At 69.4% G+C, this 25,435-nt stretch carries 23 protein-coding genes and 1 riboswitch; of the genes, 16 read left to right on the top strand and 7 right to left on the bottom strand.

Translation table 11 applies throughout. The features are described 5' to 3' along the window. Positions 1-39: 39 nt before the first annotated feature. A complete protein-coding gene (locus OG257_RS06645) occupies positions 40-2,574 on the bottom strand; it encodes an ABC transporter permease (RefSeq protein WP_329205599.1) in 2,535 nt (844 codons plus the stop codon). Next, positions 2,571-3,272: an ArsR/SmtB family transcription factor gene (locus OG257_RS06640; RefSeq protein ID WP_329205597.1), complete on the bottom strand. Its 702-nt coding sequence runs from the start codon at positions 3,270-3,272 to the stop codon at positions 2,571-2,573. Before OG257_RS06640 ends, OG257_RS06645 begins: the two co-directional genes overlap by 4 nt. 168 nt (positions 3,273-3,440) lie before the next feature. Here OG257_RS06640 and OG257_RS06635 point away from each other — a divergent pair, with 168 nt between their 5' ends. Then, positions 3,441-4,085 carry an NADPH-dependent F420 reductase gene (locus OG257_RS06635; RefSeq protein ID WP_329205596.1) on the top strand — a complete coding sequence of 215 codons (645 nt, stop codon included), beginning with the start codon at positions 3,441-3,443 and terminating at the stop codon, positions 4,083-4,085. A gap of 132 nt (positions 4,086-4,217) precedes the next feature. Next, a complete protein-coding gene (locus tag OG257_RS06630) occupies positions 4,218-4,433 on the top strand; it encodes a hypothetical protein (protein ID WP_329205594.1) in 216 nt (71 codons plus the stop codon). Between the two features lie 18 nt (positions 4,434-4,451). On the opposite strand, the gene OG257_RS06625 is transcribed toward OG257_RS06630, so the two are convergent. From OG257_RS06625 to OG257_RS06615, 3 genes are all read right to left on the bottom strand, one after another. Further along, positions 4,452-4,904, bottom strand: a complete 453-nt coding sequence (locus OG257_RS06625) for a hypothetical protein (protein ID WP_329205592.1) — start codon at positions 4,902-4,904, stop codon at positions 4,452-4,454. A 119-nt stretch (positions 4,905-5,023) separates the two neighbouring features. Next, positions 5,024-5,434, bottom strand: a complete 411-nt coding sequence (locus OG257_RS06620) for a VOC family protein (protein WP_329205590.1) — start codon at positions 5,432-5,434, stop codon at positions 5,024-5,026. Positions 5,435-5,519: 85 nt separating this feature from the next. Further along, positions 5,520-5,912 carry an AraC family transcriptional regulator gene (locus OG257_RS06615; RefSeq protein WP_329205588.1) on the bottom strand — a complete coding sequence of 131 codons (393 nt, stop codon included), beginning with the start codon at positions 5,910-5,912 and terminating at the stop codon, positions 5,520-5,522. Between the two features lie 124 nt (positions 5,913-6,036). Here OG257_RS06615 and OG257_RS06610 point away from each other — a divergent pair, with 124 nt between their 5' ends. Together OG257_RS06610 and OG257_RS06605 are read left to right on the top strand one after the other, a co-directional pair. Further along, positions 6,037-6,417, top strand: a complete 381-nt coding sequence (locus OG257_RS06610) for a hypothetical protein (protein WP_329205586.1) — start codon at positions 6,037-6,039, stop codon at positions 6,415-6,417. A gap of 66 nt (positions 6,418-6,483) precedes the next feature. After that, positions 6,484-7,071 carry an Imm21 family immunity protein gene (locus OG257_RS06605; protein WP_329205584.1) on the top strand — a complete coding sequence of 196 codons (588 nt, stop codon included), beginning with the start codon at positions 6,484-6,486 and terminating at the stop codon, positions 7,069-7,071. Between the two features lie 64 nt (positions 7,072-7,135). Here the strand turns inward: OG257_RS06605 and OG257_RS06600 are convergent, their stop codons facing one another. Continuing rightward, positions 7,136-7,780 (bottom strand): YceI family protein, encoded by a 645-nt coding sequence (locus tag OG257_RS06600; RefSeq protein WP_329205582.1) that lies wholly within the window; start codon positions 7,778-7,780, stop codon positions 7,136-7,138. Between the two features lie 594 nt (positions 7,781-8,374). Here OG257_RS06600 and OG257_RS06595 point away from each other — a divergent pair. Then, a complete protein-coding gene (locus OG257_RS06595; protein ID WP_329205580.1) occupies positions 8,375-8,752 on the top strand; it encodes a hypothetical protein in 378 nt (125 codons plus the stop codon). Between the two features lie 56 nt (positions 8,753-8,808). Here the strand turns inward: OG257_RS06595 and OG257_RS06590 are convergent, their stop codons facing one another. After that, positions 8,809-8,976 (bottom strand): hypothetical protein, encoded by a 168-nt coding sequence (locus OG257_RS06590; RefSeq protein WP_329205578.1) that lies wholly within the window; start codon positions 8,974-8,976, stop codon positions 8,809-8,811. A 146-nt stretch (positions 8,977-9,122) separates the two neighbouring features. Here OG257_RS06590 and OG257_RS06585 point away from each other — a divergent pair, with 146 nt between their 5' ends. From OG257_RS06585 to fxsT, 11 genes are all read left to right on the top strand, one after another. Continuing rightward, the gene (locus OG257_RS06585; protein WP_329205576.1) at positions 9,123-10,412 is read left to right on the top strand and encodes a cytochrome P450; all 1,290 of its coding nucleotides are present in this window, start codon (positions 9,123-9,125) and stop codon (positions 10,410-10,412) included. Beyond that, positions 10,409-11,632, top strand: coding sequence for a cytochrome P450 family protein (locus OG257_RS06580; RefSeq protein ID WP_383804829.1), 1,224 nt, complete (start codon positions 10,409-10,411; stop codon positions 11,630-11,632). The genes OG257_RS06585 and OG257_RS06580 overlap by 4 nt, the downstream gene beginning before the upstream one ends. A gap of 126 nt (positions 11,633-11,758) precedes the next feature. Beyond that, positions 11,759-11,869: riboswitch (SAM riboswitch) on the top strand. 49 nt (positions 11,870-11,918) lie between these two features. Beyond that, complete coding sequence (locus OG257_RS06575) at positions 11,919-12,329, top strand: hypothetical protein (RefSeq protein ID WP_329205574.1); 411 nt, start codon at positions 11,919-11,921, stop codon at positions 12,327-12,329. 277 nt (positions 12,330-12,606) lie between these two features. Continuing rightward, the gene (locus OG257_RS06570; RefSeq protein WP_329205572.1) at positions 12,607-13,590 is read left to right on the top strand and encodes an arabinan endo-1,5-alpha-L-arabinosidase; all 984 of its coding nucleotides are present in this window, start codon (positions 12,607-12,609) and stop codon (positions 13,588-13,590) included. Continuing rightward, positions 13,572-15,056: a family 43 glycosylhydrolase gene (locus OG257_RS06565; RefSeq protein WP_329205570.1), complete on the top strand. Its 1,485-nt coding sequence runs from the start codon at positions 13,572-13,574 to the stop codon at positions 15,054-15,056. The genes OG257_RS06570 and OG257_RS06565 overlap by 19 nt, the downstream gene beginning before the upstream one ends. Before the next feature lie 70 nt (positions 15,057-15,126). Further along, entirely contained in the window at positions 15,127-15,918 is a 792-nt protein-coding gene (locus tag OG257_RS06560; protein ID WP_329205568.1) for an ATP-grasp domain-containing protein, read from the top strand. A 135-nt stretch (positions 15,919-16,053) separates the two neighbouring features. Next, on the top strand, positions 16,054-17,142 hold the full coding sequence (locus tag OG257_RS06555) for a pectinesterase family protein (RefSeq protein ID WP_329205566.1): 1,089 nt from the start codon (positions 16,054-16,056) through the stop codon (positions 17,140-17,142). A 191-nt stretch (positions 17,143-17,333) separates the two neighbouring features. Beyond that, on the top strand, positions 17,334-18,341 hold the full coding sequence (locus OG257_RS06550; protein ID WP_329205564.1) for a LacI family DNA-binding transcriptional regulator: 1,008 nt from the start codon (positions 17,334-17,336) through the stop codon (positions 18,339-18,341). A gap of 149 nt (positions 18,342-18,490) precedes the next feature. After that, positions 18,491-20,017 (top strand): VMAP-C domain-containing protein, encoded by a 1,527-nt coding sequence (locus OG257_RS06545; RefSeq protein WP_329205562.1) that lies wholly within the window; start codon positions 18,491-18,493, stop codon positions 20,015-20,017. Continuing rightward, positions 20,014-21,063, top strand: coding sequence for an AAA family ATPase (locus OG257_RS06540; protein WP_329205560.1), 1,050 nt, complete (start codon positions 20,014-20,016; stop codon positions 21,061-21,063). Before OG257_RS06545 ends, OG257_RS06540 begins: the two co-directional genes overlap by 4 nt. Beyond that, positions 21,063-25,385, top strand: a complete 4,323-nt coding sequence (gene fxsT / locus OG257_RS06535) for an FxSxx-COOH system tetratricopeptide repeat protein (protein ID WP_329205559.1) — start codon at positions 21,063-21,065, stop codon at positions 25,383-25,385. The genes OG257_RS06540 and fxsT overlap by 1 nt, the downstream gene beginning before the upstream one ends. The last annotated feature ends 50 nt before the right edge of the window (positions 25,386-25,435 follow it).

Raw genomic sequence — 25,435 nt, 5'->3', positions numbered from 1 at the left:
ACCGGCTCTACGCCTCTCCGCCGTCGCACCCGGCGGACGCTATTCCCTGGCTGTAGCCACCGTCACTGCGGGAACCCGCAGGGCAACGCGACCGGGCAAGGCAGTTGCGACGAGCGCGAGCAGTCCGGCTCCGGCGACAACCGTGACGTACACGAGAGGGGTGACGGTCGGTGCCGCCCGGCCCGTCATGCCGAGGCTGAACGCGGTCAGGATGGCCAGGGCGATGGAGCTGCCGAGTGCGGTGGCCAGAAGAAGGACGGACAGGGCCTCGATGCGCAGCATGCGCAGTACCTGACGGCGTGTTGCCCCGACGAGCCGCAGCAGTGCGAACTCCCGGATGCGCTCGGAGACCGACATGGCGAGTGTGTTGACGACGGCGATGGCGGTGAAGGCAAGGACAAGTCCCATGGCGATGAGGTTGACCTCGGCGGCAGACTGCTGGCGCTGCGCCTGCAACGAGTCCGCGGCAGTCGGCGAGAGGGTGGTGACACCCGGGAACTCCCGCAGCGTGGAAGTGACATGTGCCTGCGTACGCTTCGTGCTGACGAGGAGTGAGGCGGAGAGCGGGTTGTCGACGTGGCGTGCCACGAGGTCGTGCACGAGGGTGAGGTCTCCGAAGCCGAGGCCTCTGGCGTAGACGGCCGCGACCGTGAGCGTGGCGGGTGTGCCGTCGCCGAGCGTGAGCTTCAGGGTGCTTCCGGGTTTCAAGTGGAGCCGTTCTGCCGCCAGTTCGCTGACCGCGATGGTGTGATGGGTGAGCCCTTCGAGAGAGCCGGCGGTGACGTCCGGGTTCCAGGTGCGGGTGAGGCCTGCCGGAGTGACGCCCTGGGCCGTGTACTTGTCCAGGCCTACCCTGACCGTCGTACGGACCACCTCGGTGACGACGTCGTCGTGCGTACGCAGCCGTTGCGCCGCCTCGGCCGGGACGCCCGGTCCCTGGGACGTGACAACCCAGTCTGCGACGACGCCCTCGCGGGCCTCGGTGCGGGCGGCGTTCCCGAGGGTGGGCTGGACGAAGAGCACCGTGCAGGTCATGCCGACGAGCAGAGTGAGAGGTGTGACGACGGAGGCCATACGGGCGGCGGTGCCACGGATGTTGGCGGTGGCGAGCCTGCCGCCGTGGCCGGTCAGGCGCAGGGGACCGGCGAGGACGAAAGCTGCTCCCCTGACCAGGAGAGGCCCGAGCAGGGCGACGGAGGCGGACAGGACGACGACCGCGAGGAACGTCACCGGTGTCGAGGCGGGCTCGGTGTGCAGGACGCCGAGCAGGGCGACGAGGACGCCACCTCCGACGAGCAGCAGAGAGCCGGCGACGAGGCGGCCCCACGCGGGCCGGGTGGACTCGATCTGGGCCTCGGCCAGCGCTTCGGCCGGCCGGATCCGGGAAACCCTGCGGGAGGCGATCCGTGCGGCTGCCCAGGCGCCGAACAGGGTCGCGGTGACGGCGGCGAGCGCCGGGAACACACTGACGGTGTGCTGAAGCGTGGCGGGCACGGCGCCCAGGCTGACGAACCTGCCGTGCAGCCACCCGCCGAGGGGAAGGCCCACCAGGGCTCCGGCCGTGCCCGCGGCCGCTCCGACGATCAGGGCCTCGCGCCCGAGCAGCCTGCGGATCTGGCCGGAGGTCGCGGCGATGGCGCGGAGCAGGGCGAGTTCGCGGTGGCGCTGCTGGACGGTGAGCGCGAAGGTCCCGACCACCACCAGGATCGCCACGAGCAGCGAGGTGCCGGCCATCGCCCCGCCCATGCTGACCAGCTTGATGCGCCCTGCGGCGGCGTCCAGGAACTCCACCGGGCCCCGCGCGTCGCCTGTACTGACCTGCGCGCCGGTGCCGTGCAGCGCCTCGGCCACGGCCCGTCCCAGAGGGCCCTTGTAGGTAGCCGTCCCGGCGTCCGGGAGGACACCGAAGGCGGTGACCTGGCCCGGGCGGTCGGCGAGACGGCGGGCCTCGGCGGCGGAGAAGAAGAGGGACGTCTGGTGGCGAACGGCTGTGGCGGGAGCGGCCACACCTGAGACGCGGTAGGAGCGCGGGGCCTGCGTCGACTGGACGGTGAGGCGGTCCCCAGGTTCCAGGCGGGCGCGCTCGGCGAGGTAGCGGTCGATGACCACATCGGTGGCCGCTGTGGGGGCGGAGCCCGCGGTCAGCCGGTACGGGGTCAGCTCGGCGGACGCCCAGTCGTGTCCGTATGCGGCCCGGCCGCCGGTACCGCCCGGGGTCAGTGGCTCGGCCAGGAAGGTCAGTTCGGGGATCACGCGGCCGACGCCGGGAGTATCGGCGAGGGTCTGCCCGATGTCCGCGGGGAGCCAGGCACGTTCGGCGATGGGTTTGGCCTTGTGCTTGACCTTGGTCTTGCCCTTCTTCTGCTTGACGGTGGTCCGGTGGACATTCTGGTCGGCGGAGACCATGACCGGAGCAGCGGCGTAGCGCTCGGTGCGGATGGTGCCGCGCAGTCCCGTCTCCAGGAGGGTTCCGCACGCGGTGATCATGGCTGCGGCGCACATGAGAGCGACGAAGGCACCGGCGAAGCCTGCCTTGCGCGCACGGACGGTCTTCAGGGCGTAGCGCAGCATCATGAGGGGTCCGTCTCTCCGCTGTGGGATACGTGGGCGTCTTCCCGGCCGGCCCCGGTGGCGTCGCCGTCAGCCGTGGGCTCGGGAGCGGGGAAGGCGAGGAACCGGGTGAGCAGGGTGCGGGCGCCGGCCGGTGTCTCGGAATCGGGCCGCTTGTACCTGTTGAGGAGAGCGATGTACTCCTCGAAGAACGCGTGGAGTTCGGGCAGCGTGAGCCGGACGGTGCCGCGCGAGTACGGGAACGCGTCCGCCCAGGGGCCGTCGTCCGCGTCGCGCTGGAGCCGCTCGAAGAGGTCCAGGTCGGCGGCGTACGCATGGTGGTTCAGCTCGTCCATGACGTGCCGCGTCTCAGGGCTCTGACGGCTGCGCGGCGGAAAGCGCCGGTCACCGGGGACAGCCCGCCACCAGCGCTGCCGACGCCCGGATGCCGCAACCTCCGCCCCGTCCGTGGCGTCCGCCTCCTCGGCGAAGCCGTACCTGGCCAGCTCGCGCAGGTGGTAGCTGGTCGACCCCGTGTTCAGCCCGAGGGCACGGGCGAGCATCGCCGACGTGGCGGGCCCGTGCAGGGTCAGGTGCTCGAGCACGCGCTGACGGCGCGGCTGGGCGAGTGCCTTGAGCGCGGCGAGATCGCCGATCTCGACGGGCGCCGGGGACGGACGTTCCGGCTCTGCGGGCCGGGGTGCAGCGGGTTGCTGTGGCATACGTACACAGTCGTCTGTGCACAGGTGTCTGTGCATTGCGGCAACCCGGCGTCCTCAGCGGGGGGTTATCCCTACCGGCCGGGGCCGGAGGCGTAGGGCTCATGGGGGAGGGCAGACCGGTCTTCGGGCCGAGGCGACGGCGGGACGGTCCGTCATAGCGTCACGACCATGAGAATCGGAATCTTAGGAACGGGCAATGTAGGACGGGCGCTGGCCATGGGCTGGACCCGAGCGGGACACGACGTCGTACTCGGATCGCGGCGGCCGGACGACGCGCAACTGCGGTCGGAACTGACATCCGCGGTGGGGGACGACATCCCGGTCGTGGACACGGCAGCGGCCGTGGCTGGTGCAGAGGTGGTGGTCAACGCGACACCTGGCACCGCGTCCGTAGAGCTGCTCGCGGGAGTCGGGGCGCCTGCCCTGGCCGGCAAAGTACTGATCGACGTCGCGGTCGGCTTCGGCGAGGACGGCTCGCTCTCGCACCCCTTGGAGAGCCTGGGCGAGGAGATCCAGCGGACGTTCCCGGACGTACGGGTCGTCAAGACGCTCTGCACCGTCGACGCCCGGCTCATGGTGGCACCGGACTCAGTTGAGGGCCCCAGCACCCTGTTCCTGTCGAGCGAGGACGCAGCGGCCAAGGCTACGGCCGTCGCCCTGCTGAACGACCTGGGCTGGCCCTCGGACTCGCTGCTCGACCTCGGCGGCATCACCACCGCGCGCGGTCAGGAGCACTACAGCCTGCTCTTCATGGGGATCGCCGAGGCCCTCGGCTCCTACGGCTTCGGGGTGCGGGTGGTGCCTCAGGTCTGATCCGGGAGGGCTACCCGCCTCACACCCCGGCCTCCACCAGGCAGCGCACGCCTCGGCGGCGGAGCAGCCGCGCTGACTGCCGCCGCGACGGCCGCGGCCTGAGGTGGTGCTCCCGCTCAGTCGCGCGGAACGGTGGCGGGGCTCGGCCTCGATGCCATCCGCACGCTGGTCTCGGCGTCCGCTCCCGGCGCGCGCTGGTCGGTCCTGCGCCGGGAGGCGGAGGCGCTGGGTTCCCGGATCGCCGCCGCGCAGGTGTCCTTGGACCTGATCGAGTGTGCGCTCGCCTGCGAGCACGAGGACTTCATGGAGTGCCCGCACTTCCGGGGGACGGCCGGGCTCGCGCCCTGACGGCCGGGACCGTGGCAGTCAGGCGCACGTGATTGTCGCGCGCAGATCCCGTAGAGCTGCAAGGTAGTCGCTTTGCGCTGCATCCCCTGAGGGGAGGCGTGAGAGGTCCCCTTCCGCAAGCTCTTGGGCTGGGCGGAGGAAGGCATGCACAAGATCCTCAATGCTTGATCTCCCCAGGGGCGTTCCCTTTGTCGATACCGACACAAATCCTTTGTTGTCACGCGTGAAATCGAGCCGGAAAGATGTGTCGGCGCCTATGAACGCGACCATTCTCTTCTCGCCGGTGAGGAGTGTCCTGAGAGAGTCGAGCAGGAGGGTCACCGACGGATAGATCATCATTCCTTGGTCGGGAACATGGCCGTCCGATCCTGCCGTGCCGTTTTCTCCCTCACAGGAGATGTCCCCGAGGTCGTACCCACCGGGCTCTCCCTGCCCGGCGCGCACGGAGAACTCAACTTTGATCATGGACACATCGCTCTCCTGTAGGGATGAAGGCGCTTCTTCCCCGTCGCTGGCGGGCGGGTCGCCCGCCCACCGGTGGCGACGGCGTGACCGCCGCCGCGATCCCGGCGCCCCCGCGGCCGCGCTCTTCAGGCCTTCAATTGGGTGAAGCGGAGGTGGTTGCCGAAGGGGTCGCGCAGGCCGCAGTCGATCCCGTACGGGCGCTCCGTCGGCTCATCCGTGAACTCCACGCCCTGGGCCAGCAACGTCTCGTACGTCTTGCGGCAGTCGTCCGTGGTGAGGATGAGCGCGCTGCCCAGCGCGCCCTTGGTCAGGAGTTCGCGGACCTGCTCGGCTGTCTCCTCGGACATCGCCGGAGGGCCCGGCTTCTCCAGCAGGACCTGGCGGTCGGGGTGGCCGGGGACGCTGACCGTGAGCCAGCGCATGAAGCCCATGTCGACGTCGGCGTTCACCTCCAGGCCGAGTTTGCCGACGTAGAAGTCGAGGGCCTGGTCCTGGTCGAGGACGAAGATCTGTGAGTGTGTGATTGCGTTGAACATGTGCATCACGCTAGTCGGCGGGCCGGGCGAAAACTTATCCAAAACTGCTCAGCCGTCGGGCCGGGTGGAGGGGACCCACCGGCGTTCAGCCACTCGGCCGCGTCCATGCCTTCGTGAAGCACGTGGGTACGTTCGTGGCCGCCGTCTCCTTGCGGTACGTCCTCGGCGACCGGCCGACGATGTCGCGGAACGTGCGGCTGAAGGTACCGGTGCTGCCGAAGCCGACCTCGTAACAGATGTCCGTGACACTGCGGTCGGTTTCCCGCAGCAGGAACATCGCCCGCTCGACGCGGCGCCGCTGCAGGTAGCGGTGCGGTGTCTCGCCGAAGGTGGCCCGGAAGGTGCGGGCGAAGTGCGCCGGTGACACATGGGCGATCCTGGCCAGCGCCGGTACGTCCAGTGGCTGCGCGTACGCACGGTCCATCGCGTCCCTTGCCCGGAGCATGCGGCGGTTGGTCTCTTCCACGGTGCGGCTCACGGCGCCATCCCACCACAGGATTCCGGCCCCTCGGCGACAGCTCAGCCGCTGAAGGGCACGGCAGCCGCGAGCCCACCGGTTGCGGCGTCCGGCGACTGTCGTACCCCCTCAGTACGCTCGGGCCATGAGTGTCTCTCTGTATTACTGCGCGAGCCGGGCGATGCCGCTGACGGATGCCGAGACGGCCGATGTCGAGCGCATTGTCGCCGCCCACATGGCGTCCTTCCCGTACGAGGACCAGGAGAGTCTGTACCTGTACGACAGCGATGACAGCCGACCGGACGAGGTGGTTGCCGGGTCCACCAAGATGCCGCTCGATCCTGACCGAGTGCTGACCGTGCTCGACCATGTGCTGGGTTCGGTCACCGAGCTGCGCCGTGCTCTTCCGGGAGCGGAGTGGCGCGTGCACCTGGACGACCTCGACGTCCCGTGGGAGGAGACCGACGGTTACGCCTTCCCCGGTATGCGCGATGCGGACCTCGCAGCCGAACTGGGCGGCCTCTGAGGCCAGGCTTCTGCCGGCTCGCACCCGGCAGCGCGTGTTGTCAGTGGGTGGCGCCACACTTTCGCCATGAGCACCTATCGGTCCACCTCAGCCGACACATTCGACGCCACCTCTGTCTGGGTGGAGTCGATGGGCGGCCCATTGGTCGTCATTCCGGTCTCCGCACTGGCTTCCTGGAACGGGTGCACCGAGGCCGGTGTCATCGTGGGGGACGCGAGCGCTCCGGACGATTACGACCGCGCCTGCGCGGTGGACGATCTGGCGGGCGTGATCGCCGTCGGCGACAGCGGCGCACAAGCCCTTGTCCTGGCGGACGAGCCGGCCACCAGCTGTTTCCTGCCTGAGCATCAGGCATTCCTGCGTTGGCTCGGCGCCGACTCCGAGGACGGACTGAAGGCAGCAGCCGAGGCAGTGCTCGCGGACCCCGCCACCGAGTGGGAGGAGTGCGGCACATGGGCGTCGGACGGCCCGGCCGTACTCATGGACTCCGCGGAGGCGGGAGCCGATCTGGGCGTCGATTATCCCGGCGGCGGGGTGCCCGCTCAGGCGCCCGTCCCACTGCCCGCGGGTCGCTGGACGGTTCGCGCCGTCCACACCGAGGCGGACGACAGAAACTCGGTCGGGCTGGTCCAGTTGCTCCCCATCGACGCCTGACCGGGGCAGTCGCTTCGTCCGGCTCGGGCGGCGGACCTGACCACGTGCCGTTGGACGTCCTGGGTCAGCCCGTGGCGCGGATCGCGGCGATGTCGAACTGGAGGCGGAGCCTCTCGCTCACCATCGCCCCGCCCTCGGCCAGCCTCGCGTTGTAGGTCAGGCCCCAGTCGGAACGGTTGATGGTGGTGGTGCCGTCGAAGCCGACGCGTTCGTACCCGAACGGGTCGGTCACGTAACCGATGTAGGTGAGGTCCAGGGTTACCGGGCGAGCGATTCCCCTGATGGTGAGGTCGCCGGTCATGCGGAAGACCTCCTTGCTCGCCATCTGCACGGCGGTGCTGGTGAAGGTGATCCGCGGGTGCCTCGTGGCGTCCAGGAAGTCACGGCCGACCAGATGGGCGTCACGCTGCTCCACGCCCGTGTCGACGCTCGCGGTGGCCAGTGCGATCTCGGCCCTGGAACGGGCCGGGTTCCGGCCGTCGAAGTAGAGGCGGCTCTCGTACTCCGCGAAGGAGCCGCGCACTGTCGTCACCATGGCGTGCCGCACGGAGAACCCGATCCTGCTGTGCGCGGGGTCGATCATCCACTCTCCCGTGAGAGCCGCCAGGGCCGGGTCCGGCACCACCGCGGCTGTGGGGGGCGTGGAGGCCACCGGGGCGTTCGGGGCCGCTGGGCGTCGGAGGGTGGAACTGCGGCTGAAGAGGTTCATGATCGTCTTGTTACTCCGGGGTAAGCAGGACCCGCAAGGCCGGCTGAGGAAACCCGACCATTCATGAGCAGACCTTCACACCGTGGAGTGCCGGTCGGCGTCATCGGTCACACGCCGTAACCGGCCGGGACGACGCCTGCACCCGCTCGTCCCGAGGGCGGCTGCTTCTTTCCGGAGCGCGGAGAGCCGGCCCGCCGGGAACGGTCACGATTCCTGCGGGGATGTTCATCACGGCGACCGGAGGTCGGACGCAGGAGGGCAGAGGTGCGGGCCGGGCCCCACGCCACCGCCGCCGGCGTTCGGGCCTACGTGGCCGAACTGCGTCCCAAAGTAGGTTCGCTGAATCTTCGTCAGGTCGTGCGGCGCGGACCGCATAGAGTCGGTTCGATCCGCCCCGACGAAGCACGCCAAGGTGCCTACCGGCCGGGGCAGGGCGGGGCCGACGACTACTGGTTCTACAAGAAGGACAATGACCTGCTCATCACCAAGGGTGATGGGAGTTCGTTTCGATGTTCCCGTTGAGTGGACCGAACAAGTGGTAAGAAGGCGCCACCAAAAAGTATGAGCCTTTCTCGCACTGAGGAGCCCAAAGGTGTGATGTTCCTGCCAGCAGATTCGCTCATCGGCCATAAAGTGACCTGTGTGGCCGAGGTGATTGACGGAGATGGCGATGTTGTCGGTCTTCAGCTGAATCTGGTCGGCGGGGGAAGTTACATGCTGACCGACTGGACGGACTGGAGCCTTCGCGTCGAGCGGCGTTCGGACCAGAAACTTCCCGACTACTTCTGGCCCCCTGGGGATCACTCCCTACGGGTTCTCGAGGAAGACAGTCAGGGAGTGGAGATTGCGAGCGTCGAGTCGAAACGCGATGAAGTGGGAGAAACCGTCGGCGTCGTGATCGGTATGACTACTTTCGGCGACTATGCCGCGAGCGCACACGCCGATGGCTTTACCTTGGAAAAGGTGGGCTGAGCCGAACGGGTCCTCAGCTCCACCCTGCTTCACCTGAAGCGGCTCCTGCTGGTAGTTCACAGCAGGAGCCGCTTCAGGTTTCGCTGGTTGAGCTTCGAGACGGGCGGCGCTTCCGTCTCCCGCGCCTCGGCGACGGCGCACCGAGGGGCTGAGCCGGCGACCCGGGAGCCGAGCCGGGTGTCCCACCTGCCGCCCCGGAGCGCGTTCTGTCCGTTTTCGATCATTCGCGAACCGGTCGGGAGATGACGTGATCGTTAAAGGTCGGAAATCGGCGCGATTGGCGCCCGATGCTTCACCCAACCTCCTTATAGTGGTCCCGCGTTGATCGTATGGCCGCAACGCGCGAAGCCGTCTCCCAGGAGTCCGTACGATGACGACCCCTCGTCCGTCCGCCGCGCCCGCATCCGGCGGTGGCTGCCCCGCGCACGCCGCCACCGCCGCCGTACCGCTCAGCGGACCGGAGTTCCACACCGCTCCGCAGGCCCTCTACCGGACCATGCGGCACGAGTACGGGCCCGTGGTGCCGGTCGAGCTCCCCGGCGGTTTCCCGGCCTGGCTGGTCGTCGGGTACCGGGAGCTCCACCAGGTCACCAGTGACGGCGAGTTGTTCCCGAGAGATGTCGGGCTGTGGAACCAGTGGGAGCACATACCCGAGGACTGGCCGCTGCTCCCCATGGTCGGCCGCCCCATGCCGTCCATCTACTTCACCGCGGGCGCCGAACACCGGCGGCATGCCGAGATGGTGGTGCCCGCGCTCGAGAGTGCCGATCCGTTCGAGATCCGGGGGCACTGCGAGCAGCTCGCCGACCGCCTCATCGACGACATCTGCAGCCGGGGCACGGCCGATCTCGTGGCCGAGTTCGCCGAACCGCTGCCCGTTCTCGTCCTCGCCCGGCTCGTCGGCTTCCCCGATGCCGAAGGAGCGGACATCGCCCGGGTCCTGAAGGACCTCGCCGACGGGGGCCCCGACGCGCAGAAGGCGTACGGGCGGTTCGCCGAGCACATGCAGCGGCTCGTGGCGGTCAAGCGGGACACCCCCGGGGACGACGTCACCTCCCGGATGCTCGCGAACCCGGAGCCGTTCACCGATCAGGAGTACGCGCTCGACCTCATGGCCATCACCGCCGCCGGCCATCTGACCACCGCCGACTGGATCGGCAACTCCCTGCGGCTGATGCTCACCGAGGACCAGTTCGCCGACTCGCTCTCCGGCGGACGTCGCAGCATCGGCGACGCCATGAACGAGGTCCTCTGGGAGGAGAGCCCGACGCAGATCCTCGCCGGCCGGTGGGCGGTCCGCGACACCCAGCTCGGCGGACGGACGATCCGCGCGGGGGACATGCTGCTGCTCGGCCTGGGGGCGGCCAACACCGACCCCCTCGTGCGCCAGGACCTGGAGTCCGACGGTGCCACGAGGCACAGCAGCAACAGTGCGCACCTGGCCTTCAGCCACGGTGAGTACCGCTGCCCCTTCCCCGCGCAGGAGATTGCCGAGACCATCGCCCGTACCGGGATCGAGGTCATCCTCGACCGGCTGCCCGACCTCGCACTCGCCGTCCCCGAAAAGGACCTCGTCCGGCGGCCGTCCGCCTTCCTGCGCGGGATGAACGCGCTCCCCGTCCGGTTCGCTCCCGTACGTACGACAGGAGATCTGCTGTGAACTGCCCTCACGCGACCGTGGTCATCGACCCCATGGTCCAGAACCTCGACGGTGAGACCGAGCAGCTGCGCCAGGCGGGCCCGCTCGCGCGCATCGAGCTGTTGGGGGTCCCCGCGTGGACCGTCACACGGCACGCCGAAGCACGTCAACTGCTCGTCGACCCACGGCTGGTGAAGGACCTGGACGCCTGGGGGCTGTGGAGGAGCGGTGAGGTCACCCATGCCTGGCCGCTGATCGGAATGATCGATGCCGGACGCTCCATGTTCACGGTCGACGGCGGCGAGCACCGGCGGCTGCGGACCAAGACCTCCCAGGCACTCACGCCGCGCCGGCTCGAGGCGGTCCGCCCCGCCATCGAGAAGTTCACCGAGGAGCTCCTCGACTCGCTCGCCGAGCAGGGCAAGGAAGGTGTCGTCGACCTCAAGGCCGTCTTCGCCCAGCCGCTGCCGATGCGGGTCGTCGGGCTGCTGATGGGGGTGGACGAGGATCAGTTCCCGATGCTGACGAAGCAGTACAAGGCCTTCTTCTCCATGCTCACCCCGCAGGAGGAGCGCCTGGCGCTGCTGCAGGAACTGGACGTCTTCTACACCGACCTCGTACGCGAGAAGACGGCGCGGGCCACCGACGACCTCACCAGCGCCCTGATCCTGGCCGACGAGGGCGGCGAGCCCCTCACCGAGGAGGAGGTCGTCGGCAACCTCAAGGCCATGGTGGCCGCCGGGCACGAGACCACGATCGGCCTCATCCTCAACGCGGTACGCGCCCTGCTCGCCCACCCCGACCAGCTGCAGAAGGTGCTCGACGGGGAGATCCCGTGGGAGACGGTGGTCGAGGAGACGCTGCGCTGGGACACGCCCACCACACACCTGCTGATGCGTTTCGCCACCGAGGACATCCAGGTCGGTGACCAGGTGATCGCCGCGGGGGAGGGCGTCGTCATCTCCTACCGGGTCATCGGACGCGACGCCGAACAGCACGGCGAGGACGCCGATTCCTTCGACATCACCCGTCCGACACCGATCCGGCACATGACCTTCGGTCACGGCCCCCACATCTGCCCCGGTGCGGCACTGTCACGGGTGGAGGCCGGCATCGCACTCCCCGCCCTCTTCGCGCGCTTCCCCGCGCTCAAGCTCGCGATACCGGACGACGAGATCCGCAAGCTTCCGGTGATGACGCAGAACGACATGGAGGCCTTCCCCGTCCTGCTGCACGGCTGAGGCGGCTTCGACGAGGAGGACCTGCGCAGGGGAGCCGGAAGCGTACGGGCGGGGAGGCGTCGCGCCCGTACGCGGGGGTTGCGCGCGGCCCCCGGCGTCCTCCCGGCTCCTGTTACGCTTTTGACGGGTCATGAGTTCCAGTGGAAAGCCCCGGCTCGCTGGACGGCACCCCGCTCCGCTGCGGGTGCTCCGGGTGACGACCCGCCCCGCGCGGCACCGTGCGGGGAACAGCGGACCACCGGGGACGGGCCCCCGGGGTCCAGGACCCCGGAAGGCGACGACAGCCATGCTCCCTCACCTCATTCACCACGACGCCTGCTCGCGGTACGCGCCCGGCCACCACGTGCACTGGATCCACGCCAAGAAGTGCGTACAGGAACCCGGCCAGGCGGTGGAACTCCTGCTGACCGCGGGCGATGTCCGCGACGACGGCTGGCTGGTGCTGCGCGCGGCCTTCGAACACCCCGGCGGCCTCCCCGAGGTATGGATGCACGCCCCCGCCGACCTGCGGGAGTTGCTCACGGACCACCGCGGGCGCGTGTACTGGCTGCCCCGCTGGCACGCGCTGCGGTTCGTCGGCCTCGACGGTGAGGCGACCGGCCTCGTGAACGTCGGAACCGAGGGCGGTCCGCTGTGCGGGACCACCGCACCCGATCCGCAGCACACGGGCCGCGGGAACTTCACCTACGGGCTGTAGTCAACAGGCCCCAGGAACAGTCGCGTTCGGCCGGTACCGCCCGATGAGGGCGGGCCGGTCCGTTCGCGATACCGGACAGGGTCCGGGTTTTCGTTGAATACGTGCTCAATCCGTTGACGCAAGACGTGTTCGATTCTACGGTCCCGTCCTGATCGCCCGTCCGAAGTTACGGGCGCCGTTCGATCAGTCGAACAAGTGAATGTCATGCGCATGGCAACCTCCTGTCCCCTCGGTGACGACTGCCGGGTACCCCGACACGACCGAAGAAGGTCTCCTGATGAGCCGCATTCCGAGAAGAATTCCGCGAAGGACCCTCGCCGCCCTCCCCGCCGCACTCCTGCTGGCGCTCGTTCCGACCAGCGCGTCCGCGTACCCCAACCCCGGTGTCGTCAACGGCGACATCGTCGTCCACGACCCCTCCATGATCCGGAGCACGTCCGGCCAGTACCTGCTCTACTCCACCGGCGAAGGCCTCCAGCTCCGCACCTCCACCGACCGCACCGCCTTCGGCCGGTCGGGCAACGCCTTCACGACGAAGCCGAGCTGGTGGAAGAACTACTCGTCCGCGTCGGACCCCTGGGCACCAGACATCTCCTATCGCGGCGGCAAGTACCTGATGTACTACGCCGTCTCGTCCTTCGGCTCGAACACCTCGGCGATCGGCCTCGCGGCCTCCACCACCGGCCAGGCGGGCAGCTGGAGCGACTACGGGATCGTCTACACCTCGAACTCGTCGAGCGACTACAACGCCATCGACCCCAACCTCTTCGTGGACGACGACGGCAAGTGGTGGCTGTCCTTCGGCTCCTGGTGGACCGGGATCAAGATGATCCGTGTCGACCCGTCGACCGGCAAGCAGTACGCCGGAGACACCGCACGCCGCTCGCTCGCCTCCCGCCCCACCGGAACCAAGGCCGTCGAGGCGCCCTCCATCGTGAAGCGCAACGGCTACTACTACCTCTTCGCCTCGTACGACACCTGCTGCGCAGGCACCAGCTCCACGTACAAGATCAAGGTGGGCCGGGCGACGAGCGTCACCGGGCCCTACTACGACCGCAACGGCGTGAACATGCTCAGCAACGGCGGCACCCCCGTCATGGAGTCCCACGGCCGGTACATCGGCCCCGGCGGCCAGTCGATCCTCGCCGACTCCGACGGTGACCTGCTCGTCTACCACTACTACGACGGCCAGGACAACGGCACCCCGAAGCTCGGCGTCAACCTACTGAACTGGAGCAGCGGATGGCCCGTCGCCTACTGACCCTGCTGAGCGCCCTCCTGCTGGCCCTCGCACTGGGGCAGCCGGCCTCCACGCAGGCCGCGCCGTCCGGGACGTCCTCCGCGCAGGCCGCCGAGGGGCGTCCGTACACCAATCCCGTCAAGGCGCAGAAGGGGGCCGACCCCTGGATCTCGTACCACGACGGCAACTACTACCTGGTGTCGACGAGTTGGACCGACGTCATCACCATGCGCAAGTCGCCGACGCTCGCCGGCCTCGCGACCGCGCCGAGCGTGCAGGTCTGGAAGGGCGACGCCGCCTCGCGCTGCTGCAACATCTGGGCGCCCGAGCTGCACTACTCGGGCGGCCGCTGGTACCTCTACTTCGTCGCCGGGCAGAACATCGCCGACTACAACCCCACCCAGCGGGTGCACGTGCTGGAGAGCGCGGGCACGGACCCGATGGGCCCCTACACGTACAGGAACCAGCTCGGCAGCACCTGGATGCTGGACCCGAGCGTGCTCACCCTCAACGGTTCGATGTACCTGCTGGGCAGTGCGAGCGGCGGCGGTACGCAGAACCTGGTGATCGCGCCGCTGTCGAACCCGTACACGCTCAGCGGGTCGTTCTCGACGATCTCCACGCCGACGTACGACTGGGAGAAGTCCGGCGGCACGGTGAACGAGGGCGCCGAGGTGCTGCAGCGGGGCGGAAAGACGTTCATCGTCTACTCCGCCAGCGGCTGCTGGACCCCCGACTACAAGCTCGGGCAGCTCACCCTGACCGGATCCAACCCGCTCTCCGCCTCCTCCTGGACGAAGAAGTCCACCCCGGTCTTCCAGCGGAACAACGCGGCAGGGGTGTACGGGCCGGGGCACAACGGCTTCTTCACCTCTCCCGACGGCACGGAGAGCTGGATCGTCTACCACGCCAACGACTCGGCGTCCGAGGGCTGCGACAACGGGCGGACGGCGCGGGCCCAGAAGTTCACCTGGAACAGTGACGGGACACCGAACCTCGGCACGCCCGTCGCCCTCGGCACCACACTGGCCGGGCCCTCCGGCGAGAGTGCGGCCACGCCGACCGCGTACACGGTGGTCAACAGGGCCACCGGAAAGTGCCTGGACGTGAACGGTTCGTCGACCGCCGACGGAGCGAACGTCCAGCAGTGGACCTGCAACGGTGGCACAGAGCAGAAATGGCGCATCGAGGACCAGGGCGACGACACGAGCCGCCTGGTCAACGTCGCTTCGGGCAAGGTGCTCGACACGGCGGACTGCTCCGCTGCCGACGGCGCCGACCTGCGCCAGTGGTCGTGGCTGAACAACACCTGCCAGCGCTTCGGCCCGGTCACCACGGCGGCAGGCGGCTGGGTGCGCATCGTCAACCGGGCGAGCGGGAAGGTCGCCGATGTGGCCGACTGCTCGGCCGCCGACGGCGCGGACGTACGGCAGTGGTCGTGGCTGAACAACAACTGCCAGCAGTGGAAACTCACTCCGGCAACCTGAGGACCAGGGGTCCGGGCCCCGCCCGGACCCCTGGGTCCCTTCGTCACGGGAGGCCCTAGGCTGCGGTCGTATGGTCCCTCTCCTGGCGCTCGCCCCGCACCGTTCCAGCACGGCCGGGCTCCTGGCGGAAGCGGCGCGCGACCGTGGCATGGAGGTCGTGATCCTGCCCCGCGACGGGATCCCGGACCGGCTTCAGGGGAGCGGGAGCACGCACTACTACGGCGGCCCGCACTTCGCCTCCGATGCTGCCGGGCCCCTGGGCGTATCACTCCTGGAGCCGGACGAGGGCTGGCTGGACGCTCTGCCGTACGCGTTCACCGGACGCAGGATCAAGCGCGTCACGCTGTCGGAGGCCCGCCGCGAGAAGAGCCCCGTCTTCGTGAAGCCGCCCACCGACAAGAGCTTCCCGGCCGCGGTGTACGAGGACGGCAGCGCGCTCCAGGTGCCCTCGCCGCGCAGCGACCCGCTGGTCCAGGTCAGTGAAGTGGTGACCTGGGCCGAGGAGTTCAGACTCTTCCTGCTCGACGGGGAGATACGGGCCGGCTCCCGGTACGCCACCTTCGGCCGGCTGGACGCCGCACCGCTGGAGGGGCACCCGGACGAGAACGGGATCCGGGACTTCGCGCGGCGGCTGGCGGAGGCCTGCGGGGCCACGCTGCCCAGCGGGGTGGTGGTCGACATCGGGCGGATGCGGGGGACGGGCGGCCGGGACACCGAGCGGTGGGCGGTGGTCGAGGCCAACATGGCCTGGTTCAGCAACGTGTACGCGGCCGATCCGGCCGGTGCGCTCGATGTGGTGCTGCGGGCCGCGGGACCCCGCGGACAGGTCCGGGCGCGGGACGCTCGGTTCTGCAGGCAATGAGGCGGGGCACGCCAGGCCCCGGCCGGTGATCCGGTGAGGCCACGAGCCGTGGGTCGTGGGTGGCGGCAACCTTTCGGGGCGCGGCGGCGACTACCTCCCGGAACCCCACCTCTTCCCCACGGAACGGATCAAGCCATGGCAGCGAATCGACATGCCGCGCTCCGCCGAGGACGGCGCACCGGCCTCGTGGCGGCGGCAGCGGCGACAGCACTGGCCGCAGTCGTCCCGGTACAGGCATACGCATCGGCCTCCGGTGCGGCGGCCGCGGCCACACTCACCGTCGCCAAGGACGGTACCGGCCAGTACACCACCGTGCAGGCTGCCGTGAACGCGATTGCGGCGGGCAACACCGCACGCGTCATCGTCTCCATCAAGCCCGGTACCTACCGCGAGACCGTGAAGATCCCCGCCACCAAGCAGAACGTCACGCTCCAGGGCAGCGGATCCGGCCGCGGCGACACCGTCATCGTCTACAACAACGCCTCGGGCACGCAGAAACCCGACGGGTCCGGCACCTACGGGACGAGCGGCAGTGCCACCGTCGCCGCCGAGGCGGACGGCTTCCAGGCCCGTAACCTCACCGTCTCCAACGACTTCGACGAGGCCGCGCACCAGAACATGAGCGGACTGCAGGCCGTCGCCCTGCGCACCGCCGCGGACAAGGTCTTCCTCGACTCCGTCATCGTCACCGGAGACCAGGACACCCTGTTGCTCGACACTGCGTCCAAGGCGACGCTCGGCCGTGTCTACATGACCAACTCCTACGTCGTCGGCAACGTCGACTTCATCTTCGGGCGGGCCAGCGCGGTGATCGACAAGTCCGTCATCACCCTGAAGAAGCGATGGGACGGCAGTTCCGCCGGCTACATCGCCGCGCCCAGTACCGCCGCGGACCGCAAGGGTTTCCTGATCAACAACTCGACGGTCAACGGGGACGTCTCCGCGGCGAGCTTCTACCTCGGCCGGCCCTGGCACGCGGGCGGCGACGCCTCCCTCGACCCGATGGCCACCTTCCGCAACACCACGCTCAGTGCCGCGATCAAGTCCGCCCCGTGGACCGACATGAGCGGCTTCTCCTGGAAGGACGACCGATTCGCCGAGTACAAGAACACCGGGCCGGGCGCAGGATCGGCGAGCAGTAACCGGCCGCAGCTCTCGGACTCCGGGGCCGCGGAGCAGGAGACCGCCGACTGGCTGGCCGGGTGGACACCGTCGGCATCCTGAGTCACGGTGTGCTGGGCGGAGCCGGGGATCGCATGGTCGAAGCGCTTCGACGCCACTCTGGACAGTCCCTGTGAGCGAGTCTAGGCTCCACGGTGTCTATGCATGTCAGAGTGTAAAGGGAACCAGGAGTGAACGCTGTCGAAGCGCTTCACCAGGTCTCCTTTCGGTCCTCATCTGTAATGGAGAGCTGAATGGTCACGCTTGCCGAGGTCGCCCAGCACGCCGGAGTCTCCGCGAGCACGGTGAGCTACGTCCTCAGTGGGAAGCGGTCCATCTCCGCCTCCACCCGGGAGCGGGTGGAGCACAGCATCCAGCAGCTCGGCTACCACCCCAACGCCGGGGCGCGGGCCCTCGCCAGCAGCCGGTCCAACATCATCGCCCTGATGGTGCCGTTGCGCACCGACATGTATGTGCCGGTGATGATGGAGATCGCCATCGCGGTCGCCACGACCGCACGGACGCACGGCTACGACGTCCTCCTCCTCACCGGGGAGGAGGGGCCCGCCGCCGTCCGGCGGATCGCGGGGAGTTCGCTCGCGGACGCGATGATCCTGATGGACGTCGAACTCCACGACGAGAGGCTCCCGTTGCTGCGGGAGTCCGGGAGGGCCGCCGTCCTCATCGGCTTGCCCGCCGACACCACCGGACTGACGTGCGTGGACCTCGACTTCGAGGCCACCGGGGCGCTGTGCGTGGAACATCTCACGGGCCTGGGACACCGCGAGATCGCGGTGATCGGTGAAGCCGCCGCCGTCTACGAGCGGCACACCGGATTCGCCGAGCGGACGGTGGACGGGATACGGGCCAAGGCGCAGGAGTCCGGGGCCAGGGTCCTGCACCGGCCCTGCGAGGGCGGGTACGCGGCGATGGCCGGCACCCTGAGCCGGATCTTCGACGAGCGGCCGGGCACGACCGGGTTCATCGTGCAGAACGAGGCCGCCGTCGAGCCGCTGCTCAACCTGCTTCAGCAGCAGGGCCGCGCCGTGCCGGAGGACGTGTCCGTCGTGGCCATCTGCCCCGAGCAGGTAGCCACCCAGGCCTCCGTGCGTCTCACCTCCGTCGCCATTCCCGCCCAGGAGATGGGCCGCCGTGCGGTCGAACAGGTGGTGGCCAAGCTTGCCGACCGCGGCACGGACGAAGTGGAGCTGTTGGTGCCGGAGTTGACGGTCCGAGCAAGTACCGGACCGGCTCCGGCCTGAACGGCGCCGGGTCGCCTCACCCGTTCGGATGGACCGTCTCCCGGCGCTCCGCGGTACGCGCGGGGCCTGCGGCGGAATAGGGGTCAACGGGGCTGGGAATGAACCTGGTTGCTCAAGATTCGGCGTGATAACTTCGCGATCAGTTGTGGATGATGATCCGGCTCGGCGGGGGTTGGTCGGTGGTGGCACATGTGCCGCAGAGGCCTGGGGAGGCCGATGCGTTTCTGATCAGGTCCCTGGTCGATGAGTTATGCGAGCTGGACTTCGTGCGCGACCCCGACCAGTGCGTACTCTTCGTCGCCTATGTGAGCAAGCAGCTCGGCGTGGAGATCACCTATCTGCGGAGGAATCCGCGGGTGGAGATGCTGTCCCTCGTCATGATCGTGGTGAAGCGCGTCCGGGGTCTCGACGCGCTCGTCGACGGAGTGAGCGTCATCGCCGGCCGGGACTACTCGGCGGGGCTGGCCAGGCTGGTGGACATCGGCATGCCGGACGGGGCGGTGGCCGAACTGTCGGCGGAGTTCGACGACATCGCGGTGGAGCGGATCAGGCGGCTGCTCGCCGACGTGCGGACCGCCGACGAAGGCCGTCTGCACGCAGTGCTCGTCCACGAACTGGGCATCGTCGACCTTCCTTACGGCCAGTCGCCCTCCCAGCGCTTCGACTACCTGCGCGAGAGGAACGCCCAGGCCGACGGATTACCACCGGCCCTGGTGCTGGTCGAGATCACGGCGCTGCAGGTGCAGCCGGTGCTCCGCGAACAGCTCAGGGACTGGTCGGACCGATGGGCCCGGGAGGCCGGCCCGGAGGTCGTGAACGCCCTGGCCGACCGCAGGCGCGCGATCGCGGCTCTGCCGGTGTCCGATCCGGATGTGGCACGTTGTCTCGTCGTGATGGTGGAGCCCGCCGACGACAGTTCGGCCGATGTCTTCGTACGCCATTGGGTCAACCCCGCCCCGGGCTACTGGGAGCCGGTGGCCGGGCGTATCGAACGAGCGACCCTGGACACTCTGGCGCCCGCTGTCGGGCGAGCGATCGACCGTGGCGGGTCACGCTGGGCGGGCGTCGCGAAGGACGAGAACAACCCGCCCGTACAGGTCGAGTTCGTGCTGCCCTTCGAGTTCCTCAACCTCGACATGGCGCGGCTCGAACTGGGTACGCGGACTCGTGTCCCACTGCCGATCGGTCTTCGTTACCATATTCATCTGCGGAGCCTCGAACGCATGAGGGACCGCAACACCGAGGAACTCGGGCGCTGGCGGGCCCGTTGGAAGCAGCTCAAGGAGTCCGGTGCGGCCCAGGCCCACCGCTGGCAGGGTGAGCAGGGCGGCCGGCTCGACATCTGGCGTGCCGACCTGGAGGCGAACCCGCGTCTGACCGCGGTCATACTCGACGTTCCCGCACTGCCCGACCGTGGTCTGGAAGCACTCATCACCGCCATCGAACTGGGAGTGGGCCTTGCAGCCTGGGACCGCAGACCTGAGAGCCCCGACCTGTCGGGTGAGGTCCTGGCTCTGCTGCTCGCGAGTCCTCCGTCTCAACTGTCCGCGAGAATAAGTCAGTTGCGTAAAGACGCCGAGCGGCTGGGTCGCGACAGCCTGTCGTTGGGTAAGCACATTGCGTTCTTCTGGGACGACCCCAACCGCCTGGTCGACTGTGAGGAGTTGACAGCATGACCGAGCAGGACACGGCAGCGCAGCCTGTCACGCCGCCTTCCTGGAGGGTGTTCCACGCAACGGGGCAGCCCCCCGCGGGCGAGCTGCCCGAGCTTCCGGCGCCACCCCCCTGGAGAGTGTTCTCCGGAAGCCCGCTCCAGGACGCACCGCCCGACGACGCCCAGTCGGCGCTGCGCCGGCTGGGTATCGTGCAGGAGGGCCCTCAGCTGCGCGACGAGGCGATCGACGCGGTCAACGCCGCACTCCTCCTGCGACGTCCCCTGCTGATCACCGGGCCACCCGGTGTCGGCAAGTCGACCCTCGCGTATCTCATCGCTCGGGAACTGGGCCTCGGCCGGGTGCTGCCGTGGAGCATCGTGAGCCGCTCGACCCTTCGCGGCGGCCTGTACGAGTACGACGCCATCGGACGGGCCCAGGCCATCGCCGCCTGGCGGGCGGGCGGCGACGGCGGTCCGGGAGAGGCGGGCAGCGCTCCCGACCTCGGGGACTTCCTGACCCTCGGCCCTCTGGGAACCGCGCTCCTCGCGTACGAACGGCCGCGGGTCCTGCTCGTGGACGAGCTGGACAAGAGTGATATCGACCTGCCCAACGACCTGCTCCATGTGCTGGAGAACGGCAGTTACGAGATCCCGGAACTGGTGCGCGCCGGTGCGGCCGACGTGTCCGTCTTCACCGATGACCCCCGCAGCCGGGCCGTCATCGAGTCAGGCCGCGTCGAATGCTCCGAATTCCCCGTCGTCGTGATCACGAGCAACGGCGAACGCGAGTTCCCGGCCGCGTTCCGTCGCCGCTGCCTGCCTCTGGAGATGCGCCCGCCCAGCCGCGAGCAGCTCGTCTCCATCGTCGTCAGCCACCTGCGCAGGCGGCCCGAAGACATCGAGGCGCTCGTGGACGACTTCGTCAGGCGCCTGGACGGCGGCGGCACCCAGTCGGTCGATCAACTGCTGAACGCCGTGCAACTCACCACCGCTCATGGATTCCGGGCCGACAGCGACGGGCGTAAGCTCATTGAGATGCTTCTCCGCGACCTCTCGAAAGGCCGCTGATGAACGGCTCGCCACGGGAACGCGCCCCGGACTCGACGGCCACGTCGAGCGGCACCGCCACCCATGACACGGAGGGTGACGCGAGCTGGCGGGACCTCGGAGACGGTGTCTGGCTGGCGGCTGCGTGGCGCAGGGCGGGCCGTACCTCGCACGGGGACGCGGAGACCATCCCGGAGGGCTTATCCGCCGAGCCGGAATCGCTTCCCGATGTGGATGCCCCGCCTTCGGGCACCGGCGCGCAGGACGTCGTGCCCGCCGGGGCCACCGATGTCGACGCCCGTGACCTGGAGCTGCGCACCATCGAGGAGACCCGGGCCGGCCGGCCGGAGGGGCAGCTCCCGAAGTCCCCGCGGCCCGCACGGCGCGCGGTGCCGCTCCGTCTGGCCAAGGCTCTGCGCGGGCTCGGCCGGCGTGTGCCCTCGCGGCACCTGAACCGGCTCGACGAGGCACGCACCGCCGAGAACGGTCTGGCCGACGGACTGTGGATCCCCTATCTCGAACCGGTCCAGGAGCGTGCCTTCGACCTGATGCTGCTCGTGGACCGGGCGCCCACCATGCCCGTCTGGGGCGGCACGGTACGCCAGTTGGCCGAGGAGGCCGTGCACAGCGGCGCCTTCCGTGACGTCCGTACGGTCGAGGTGTCCCTGCCCGGCGGGGGCGCTCCCGTACTGCGCTGGCCGGGCAACCGGCACGCCGACCCCGCTGAGCTGCTCGACGGCCGCGGGGCGCGGTTGTTCCTCGTCGTCACCGACGGACTGGCCCCCGGCTGGGCGGAGCGCGGAGCCGACGAGCTCATGGGACGGCTCTCCGCGGCAGGTCCCACGGCGCTCGTCCATCTGCTGCCCCCCTACCTCCGGCACCGGTCCTCGGTCTACCCCTTCAGGGCGCGGCTCGACGCCGCGGGGTTCGGCGCACTCAACCGGCACTTCATCTGCCACCCTCCGCACGGCGTGCACGAGCGGAGCCACGTCCTGCCCGAGACGGGCGGCGACGGCTCCGTGGCCGTACCCGTTCTCAGCCTCCGCCCCGGTTCGTTCCGCGCCTGGGCCGACCTCGTCACCGGCGAGCGCGGGGTGCGTCGGGCCCTGCCCGTCGTCCTGGCCGGCGCGATGGCCAAGGGCGTGTCCGCGCCCGGTCTTCGGACCCCCAGGATCGACGGACCCCGCGCGGCGGCGGACGCCGTACGGAGGTTCATCTCGCTGGCCAGTCCGCTCGCCCAGCAGCTCGCGGTCCTGTTGGCCGTGGCACCGATGCGCTTCGACATCATCGAGGAGCTGCGCGACCGGGCCTTCCCCGAGTCCGGCCCCGACCATCTGGCCGAGATCATGATGGGCGGCCTGATCGACTGGGACCGGGACGACGAGGACGGCCCCGACTTCGCCGACGGAGTACGCGAAGCACTGCTGGCCACCAGCAACCGAACCCAACTGGCCCGCGCCGTCGGCCTGCTGGCGGAGTCCCGGGCCAGTCAGGCGCAGGGCATCCGGCTCCGGGCGGCGCTGCGCGACCCCGCGCAGGCGGCGCTCCCGGACCGCGAGGGCGGTCAGGCGTGGCTGCGCATCGAACTGGCCGTCCTGCGCGCCCTGGGAGGCCTGCCGTACAGGCGCCGGGCAGTGCGCCTGAACGACGAACTGCTGCGCGGCGCGGTACCGGAGGCGACAAGAGATGATAAAGAGGCATTTGATGTGAATGGCAATGCCCCCGCACCCCGGTCGCGTCCGACCGTTCCACCAGGAGGATCCGTGTCGCCCCAGACACCCGTAACCGTTGACGAGGATGCCCGGAGGGCCGAGCAGGGCGGGGGAGCCTCAGCACCGGAGCTTCGCTTCGTGCGCACCGGCCAGCCGAAGATCATGGGCAACGTGCCGCCGAAGAACCCCAACTTCACCGGGCGCGAACGTCTTCTGGCGGCGGTCGAGAGGCAGTTGCAGGAGGACGAGACCACTGCCGTCCTCCCGCACGCGCTGCACGGCACGGGCGGTGTCGGGAAGTCGCAGATCGCCGTGGAGTACGTGTACCGGCACAGCGGCGAGTTCAACGTCATCTGGTGGATCCCCGCGGAGCAGGAGAACCTGATCCTCGGCGCTCTGGCCGACCTCGCGCGCAGGCTCGGCCTGGAGGTGGGCCCGCAGGCGAACGCCGCGGTGCCCGCCGTGCGTGAGGCGCTCCGTACCGGTAAACCCTTCGACAACTGGCTGCTGGTCTTCGACAACGCCGAGAACATCGAGACGGTGCGGTCCTACTTCCCCAACGGCGGTCCGGGGAAGATCATCGTCACCTCGCGCAACCGCGAGTGGGAACGCGTCGCCACACCCCTCAGCGTCGACGTCTTCGACCGGGCCGAGAGTGTCGCACTCCTCCAGCGCCGCGCGCGCGGTATGAGTGCCGAGGACGCGGGCAGACTCGCCGAGGCGCTGGGCGACCTGCCGCTCGCCGTCGAGCAGGCGGGCGCCTGGCACGCCGCGACCGGTATGCCGGTGAACGACTACATCCGCCTGCTGGAGGAGCGCCGGCCCGAGATCCTCGAACTCGACCCCTCCCCCGACTATCCGCTGCCGGTCGCGGCCGTCTGGGACATCTCTCTGGGGCGCCTCTCGCAGGACAACCCCGCGGCACGACAGATCCTCGAGATCTGCGCGTGCATGGCACCGGAGCCCATCCCGCTCAATCTGTTCAGGGGCGGCCGCAACGTCCAGATCACCCCGGAACTCGACCCGGTCCTGCGCGACCCGCTGCTGCTCGCCCGCGCCACGCGTGACCTCAGCAAGCTGTCCCTGGTCAGGCTGGACCACAAGACCTCCACCCTGCAGATGCACCGGCTGATGCAGAACGTGATCGTGGCCAGGATGGATCCCGAGGAGCGGGCGAGGATGACGCGGGCGGCCCACCTGCTGCTCACCACGGCCAAGCCCGGGGCGCCCGCTTCCGCCGACCAGTGGCCTGCCTACCAGGCGATCCTGCCGCACGTGATCGCCTCCGGAGCGGTGACGAGTTCCGATGCCTGGGTCCGTGACCTGGTGTACGACATGGTGTTCTTCCTCTACTACTGGGGCGCGCACGAGTCCGGCGCGGCCCAGGCCCGGCTGGCGTGGTCCGCATGGCGCGCCGATTCCGGGGACGAGGATCTGCACGTCATCAGGATCACCAAGCTCCTCGGCTTCTACCTGAGGCTCCTGGGACGGCCCGACGAGGCGGTCGTGCACAACGAGCGGGCTCTGGCGATCTCGCGCGGTGCGCAGATCCCGGACGAGGAACTCATCGACTCCATGTGGCAGATGGCGGGAGCGCTACGGCACCGGGGAGAGTTCGAGCAGGCGCGTGAACTCGCGGAGGAGGCGTTCACCCGGGCCAGCGATCTGTTCGGCCCCGAGGACCCCACCACGTTGAGTGCGGCGCACGACTTCTGCGTCGCGCTGCGGCTGAACGGCCGCTTCGCCGGTGCGCGGGAGATCGACGAGGAGACGGTACGCCAGCGCGAGCTGCTGTACGGCCCGGCGAGCGGGCTCACTCTCAATACCTTGAACGGGCTGGCCATCGATGTACGCGAGGCCGGTGACTATCTCGGTGCGCGTGAGCTGCAGGAGTCCACCTACCTCTCCTATGTGACCCACTTCGGCGAGACGAATGCCGCCACCCTCCGCGCCTCCCTCAACCTTGCCGTGTGCCGGCGCAGGGCCGGTGTGGTCGAGGGCGGCTCCGCGCTCGCGGAGCAGATCCTCGAACGGTTCACCACCCGCTACGGCCTCAACAACACGGATGCCATGGGCGCCGCCGTCCACGCCCTGGTGGAACGGCGGCTGAACGGCGACCTCACGGGCTCCCGCGAGCTCGGTGAGCAGGCGCTCGCCGCCTACCGCAAGGTCCTAGGGGAGCAGCACCCCTACACGCAGTTCGTCAAGGTGAATCTGGCGGCGACACTGCGGGCTCAGGGGGACGTCGACAGGGCCGAAGCCCTGGACGTCCAGGCGGTGCAGTTCCTGGAGAGCACACTCGGCAGGACCCATGTCAGCACCCTCACGGCCGCGCTGTGCCGGGCCAACGACCACTACGCGCGGCTCGACTTCGCGCAGGCGAAGGCCGCCGACCAGGTCGTTCTCCCGACGCTCACCGAGGCTGCGGGCGCCGACCACCCGCTGACGCTCGCCTGCACGGCCAACCTTGCCCTGGACCACCGCGGTCTCGGGGAGTCGGCGGAAGCCGACCGGCTCAACTCGGCTGCGATCGCAGGTCTTTCACGTGTCCTCGGGGACAACCACCCCTGGCACACGGCCGCCAGACTGCACCAGCGCATCGAATGCGACATCACGCCGCTGCCGATGTGAGGCGGCAGCGCGGCTGAGAGAGGGCCGTCGGTCCGGTCCATCGCCCGGGA

Source organism: Streptomyces sp. NBC_00683 (assembly GCF_036226745.1).
In the GTDB taxonomy this organism is placed as follows: domain Bacteria; phylum Actinomycetota; class Actinomycetes; order Streptomycetales; family Streptomycetaceae; genus Streptomyces.
Note: the sequence above shows the minus strand (reverse complement) of the source record. Positions and strands in the feature narration are given on the sequence as shown.

Coding starts and splice junctions, on each gene's coding strand:
- OG257_RS06565 (WP_329205570.1), top strand. CDS start 13,572: ATGGCCCGTCGCCTACTGACCCTGCTGAGCGCCCTCCTGCTGGCCCTC.
- OG257_RS06600 (WP_329205582.1), bottom strand. CDS start 7,780: ATGAACCTCTTCAGCCGCAGTTCCACCCTCCGACGCCCAGCGGCCCCG.
- OG257_RS06640 (WP_329205597.1), bottom strand. CDS start 3,272: ATGCCACAGCAACCCGCTGCACCCCGGCCCGCAGAGCCGGAACGTCCG.
- OG257_RS06620 (WP_329205590.1), bottom strand. CDS start 5,434: ATGTTCAACGCAATCACACACTCACAGATCTTCGTCCTCGACCAGGAC.
- OG257_RS06555 (WP_329205566.1), top strand. CDS start 16,054: ATGGCAGCGAATCGACATGCCGCGCTCCGCCGAGGACGGCGCACCGGC.
- OG257_RS06585 (WP_329205576.1), top strand. CDS start 9,123: ATGACGACCCCTCGTCCGTCCGCCGCGCCCGCATCCGGCGGTGGCTGC.
- fxsT (WP_329205559.1), top strand. CDS start 21,063: ATGAACGGCTCGCCACGGGAACGCGCCCCGGACTCGACGGCCACGTCG.
- OG257_RS06560 (WP_329205568.1), top strand. CDS start 15,127: ATGGTCCCTCTCCTGGCGCTCGCCCCGCACCGTTCCAGCACGGCCGGG.
- OG257_RS06605 (WP_329205584.1), top strand. CDS start 6,484: ATGAGCACCTATCGGTCCACCTCAGCCGACACATTCGACGCCACCTCT.
- OG257_RS06590 (WP_329205578.1), bottom strand. CDS start 8,976: ATGATCGAAAACGGACAGAACGCGCTCCGGGGCGGCAGGTGGGACACC.
- OG257_RS06545 (WP_329205562.1), top strand. CDS start 18,491: ATGATGATCCGGCTCGGCGGGGGTTGGTCGGTGGTGGCACATGTGCCG.
- OG257_RS06570 (WP_329205572.1), top strand. CDS start 12,607: ATGAGCCGCATTCCGAGAAGAATTCCGCGAAGGACCCTCGCCGCCCTC.
- OG257_RS06645 (WP_329205599.1), bottom strand. CDS start 2,574: ATGATGCTGCGCTACGCCCTGAAGACCGTCCGTGCGCGCAAGGCAGGC.
- OG257_RS06575 (WP_329205574.1), top strand. CDS start 11,919: ATGCTCCCTCACCTCATTCACCACGACGCCTGCTCGCGGTACGCGCCC.
- OG257_RS06610 (WP_329205586.1), top strand. CDS start 6,037: ATGAGTGTCTCTCTGTATTACTGCGCGAGCCGGGCGATGCCGCTGACG.
- OG257_RS06550 (WP_329205564.1), top strand. CDS start 17,334: ATGGTCACGCTTGCCGAGGTCGCCCAGCACGCCGGAGTCTCCGCGAGC.
- OG257_RS06635 (WP_329205596.1), top strand. CDS start 3,441: ATGAGAATCGGAATCTTAGGAACGGGCAATGTAGGACGGGCGCTGGCC.
- OG257_RS06540 (WP_329205560.1), top strand. CDS start 20,014: ATGACCGAGCAGGACACGGCAGCGCAGCCTGTCACGCCGCCTTCCTGG.